General features: G+C 72.1%; 4 protein-coding genes. 2 read left to right on the forward strand and 2 right to left on the reverse strand.

Going from position 1 to position 3,458, the window contains the following annotated elements:
• Positions 1-149 precede the first annotated feature (149 nt).
• Both Q0A33_RS15145 and Q0A33_RS15150 read right to left on the reverse strand, forming a co-directional pair.
• Entirely contained in the window at positions 150-1,376 is a 1,227-nt protein-coding gene (locus Q0A33_RS15145) for a MerR family transcriptional regulator (protein WP_291798703.1), read from the reverse strand.
• 124 nt (positions 1,377-1,500) lie between these two features.
• Entirely contained in the window at positions 1,501-2,385 is an 885-nt protein-coding gene (locus tag Q0A33_RS15150) for a HEAT repeat domain-containing protein (protein ID WP_291798709.1), read from the reverse strand.
• 221 nt (positions 2,386-2,606) lie between these two features.
• On the opposite strand from Q0A33_RS15150, the gene Q0A33_RS15155 reads away from it, so the two are divergent.
• Together Q0A33_RS15155 and Q0A33_RS15160 are read left to right on the forward strand one after the other, a co-directional pair.
• Positions 2,607-2,819 (forward strand): AsnC family protein, encoded by a 213-nt coding sequence (locus tag Q0A33_RS15155; RefSeq protein WP_291798713.1) that lies wholly within the window; start codon positions 2,607-2,609, stop codon positions 2,817-2,819.
• A gap of 110 nt (positions 2,820-2,929) precedes the next feature.
• Entirely contained in the window at positions 2,930-3,430 is a 501-nt protein-coding gene (locus Q0A33_RS15160; RefSeq protein ID WP_291798716.1) for an NUDIX hydrolase, read from the forward strand.
• The last annotated feature ends 28 nt before the right edge of the window (positions 3,431-3,458 follow it).

The following is a 3,458-nucleotide window of genomic DNA, read 5'->3' on the forward strand; positions in this document are numbered from 1 at the left end:
CCACCCTGCCTGCGCCTCGCCACCCTGCCTGCGCCCCTTCCGGAAGTTACGTCTGCGTAGCGGCCGTGGTGAGCGGCCGCTACGCAGACGTAACTCAGGGGGCTGCGCACTCAGGGGGCTGCGCGGGTCTCAGGGACGGGCGAATCCCGTCACGGGTGGTGAGGGCTGCGGGAGAGGAGGTAGCGCGCGATGCGGGCCTCCGCGGGGTCATCTCCCTCCGCCATCGCGGAGAGCACGCCGTCCACCGCCTCTCGCGGCAGCTCCCCCAGGGCCTGCACCAGGCGCAGACGCGCGGCTCCGCGGGGAAGGCTCTCCGCGTGCCCGAGGACCGCCGGGACCACGGGGAAACCCTCACGCGCCAGTCCGCCCAGCGCCTCTGCGGCCTCCACGTCCCTCTCACCTGCGAGGACAGCAGCGATGAGAGGATCGACGGCCTCTGTCCTCCCGCGCGCCGCGAGCGCCAGCGCGAGGGAGGTGCGCACGCTCAGATCCGCCGCGGCGACACGGAGCTCTGCGAGGAGCAGCTCCGTCACCGCCTCGCCGTCGAGGATCTCGAGGGCACTCACGGCTCGGCGGCGCCGCTCGCCGTCCTCGGAGCGCAGCGCCCCGCGGAGGAGCCCGAGGACGTCCTCTTCCGTTCCTTGTGCTGCGGGGCGCACGGCCGCATCGTGCGCGGGCAGGTCCTCGGCTTCATGGCCCTCCGCACCTGATGCACCCGATGCACCCGATGCACCCGGCTTCGGATCGCCTGCGACCGGAGGACCCCCACGCGTCTCATCCACACCCTGCGGCCTCCGGTCCGGGCCCCGCGTGGCCGTCTCATCCGCACCCCGCGACTCGACCTGTCGCAGTGCCCACCGCAGAGTGCCGGCGACGTTCGTCTCATCCTCGGCGAGGAACGCCTCGACCAGCTGCGCAGGACTGAACGCCGTCAGCGCAGGACCGGACTCCGCCCTCGCAGCGGCATCCAGCAGCACACGCTGACGGTCGTGCGGATGCGGCGACTGCAGCGCCCTGAGCAGTCCGACGACGCCGAGCACGTCCTCCCACCCGGACGGTTCCGCCGCGGCGATCCCCTGCAGCCGGCGCAGCAGCTCCTCCTCCGCCGCGATCCGCTCCCGGGTACGCCGGATGAGATCCTCCACCGTCGCAGCGGGGGCGAAAGCGGGATCCTCCAGGGCACTGGAGACCTCACCCAGGCTCAAGCCGAGCGCCCGCAGGGCCTCCACGTGCAGGATGCGCCGCAGATCGCCGTCCGAGTACTCCCGGTATCCCGCCGAGGTCCGGGCCCGAGGCCGCACCAGCCCCAGCGCGTCGTAGTGCCGCAGCATCCGCACGCTCACACCGGAGAGCGCGGAGACCTCGCCGATCCTCATCTGCCGCTCCCCCTCGTCATCCCTGCTCTCTCTGCAGCCTCTGGTCACCCGGCACCCGGCACCCGGCACCCGGCACCCGGCACCCGGCACCCGGCACCCGGCACCCGGCACCCGGCACCCGAGGTCAGTCCACCGCAGCTCCGCCCTCCGCGTCCACCCCCATGACGGACACGCGCTTGGCCTCCTCGAGGGCCTCGGCGAAACCCATGTCCGGGTCGCGCCGCAGAGCCTCCGTGGCGAGCGCGTGGGCGTGCACCCGCTCTGCACCGTGCACCCGATCTGCCCGGTGCGCCTGCTCTTCACCGTGCGCCTGCGCCGCGTTCTGCCCCAGGCCCGCATCCTGTGCGAGGCCCACATCGCTCGTGGATCCCGGGGCCTCCGTCCGTGCGATGACGTCCTCCACCGCCGCGACCGAGGCCTCCCCAAGATCCACGAGCGCACGGCTGAGGCTCCGCTGCACCTCGAGTTCGCCCCGGCCGAACTGACCGGCCAGCACACGAGCCAGAGCCGAGCGGTCCTCCTCGGGAGCGAGGACGACGGCGGCGCGCCAGGCGGCGCGGGCCACCTCGTCGTCGGGGTCGGTGAGATGGGACTCCCGCAGTGCCGGCCACGCCGAGGCGTCGCGGATCTTCGAGAGCGTGTGCAGCGCCTGACTGCGCGCCTGGGCCACCGGCGAATCCAGCTCGGCGAGCAGCAGCGGCACCACGGCCTCGGCGGCATTCCGGGTGAGCGCCCAGGTGAGCATGTCGCGGACGAAGAAGTCCGGTTCCGTCTCGCAGCGGCGCACCAGCACCTCCGCGTCACCGGGTTCCGGTGCGGTCCCCGCCTGCAGTGCAGCCCGCAGGCGCGCCGAGGCGTCCCCCGTGCTGAGCGCCCTCTCGAGCCGCGCCTGCCGGTCCGCCGGCACCTGCCGGTCCAGCTGAGTCTGTCGCTCCGTCTGTGTCTGTCGGTCCGCCGGCGACTGCCGTTCTGCCTGTGCCTGCGGCTCCACCTGTGTCTGGCGCTCCACGACGACCACCTCCTGCGGACAGCCTCGACCCTCACACTGTGTGAGGGTCAACCTCTCCGTGGAGGCACCTGAACTGGAGGAGGCATCCTCACCGAAGCACCCGCCACGACCACGTGCCGGTCCCAGCGCCCCGCCTGTCACATCCACGCACCAGCCGCATCACCCGCATACGCAGTCAACCATCATTGACGTCTCATGAATCGTCATCTACGGTTGACGCCATGAGCACGACAGCACGCACGGCACTCGACCTCGCCGACGACGGTGAACCCCTCGCGGAACTGCGCCGCATCCGCGAGGCGCAGCGGGCTCTCGCACGGGCAGAGGCGGAACAGGTGCGCCGCGCCCGCGCTCGTGAGCACTCATGGCAGGCGATCGCCGCCGCCCTCGAGATCTCCAAGCAGGCGGCCCACAAGCGCTACGGCAGGCGCTGACCGCCTCCGCCCGTCCCCCGGCGCGCCACCTGCGCTCATGTCCGGCGCCCGTTCCCGCCGGACCGCTACGCGTCCCAGGAACTCCTATGCCGCTTGGATAGAGTGGAGTCATGTCGCGACCCATGCCCAAGCCGGGGCCCTTCCCCGTGCGCACCTCCACCACGGAGGAGACCTCCGCGGGGGGCATCGTGGTCGACTTCGATTCCGCGGAGCTCAACGTCGCGATCATCGCGCGGATCAACCGTGCAGGACGTCTGGAATGGTGCCTGCCCAAGGGCCACCTCGAGGGCGACGAGACCGCCGCCGAGGCCGCACGCCGGGAGATCGCCGAGGAGACCGGGGTGTCCGGCAGCGTGATCGCACCCCTGGGCAGCGTCGACTACTGGTTCTCCGTGTCCGGCAACCGCATCCACAAGGTCGTGCACCACTTCCTCCTGCGCGCCACCGGAGGCACCATCACGGTGGAGAACGACCCGGACCAGGAGGCCGTGGACGCCGCCTGGTTCCCGCTCGATCGGCTGGGCGAGACGCTCTCCTTCGCCAATGAGCGGCGCATCGTCGCGGCCTCACGCTCCCTCATCCCGTCCCTGCCGCCCGTGAGACTCCGCTGAGCACGTGATCGCAGCCTCCCCTCCTCCC

Origin of the sequence: Brevibacterium sp. (genome assembly GCF_022712115.1) — a bacterium.
GTDB lineage: Bacteria > Actinomycetota > Actinomycetes > Actinomycetales > Brevibacteriaceae > Brevibacterium > Brevibacterium salitolerans.

Bases quoted from the DNA above. Each gene is read 5' to 3' on its own strand.
- Q0A33_RS15155 (WP_291798713.1), top strand. From the start codon at position 2,607: ATGAGCACGACAGCACGCACGGCACTCGACCTCGCCGACGACGGTGAA.
- Q0A33_RS15145 (WP_291798703.1), bottom strand. From the start codon at position 1,376: ATGAGGATCGGCGAGGTCTCCGCGCTCTCCGGTGTGAGCGTGCGGATG.
- Q0A33_RS15160 (WP_291798716.1), top strand. From the start codon at position 2,930: ATGTCGCGACCCATGCCCAAGCCGGGGCCCTTCCCCGTGCGCACCTCC.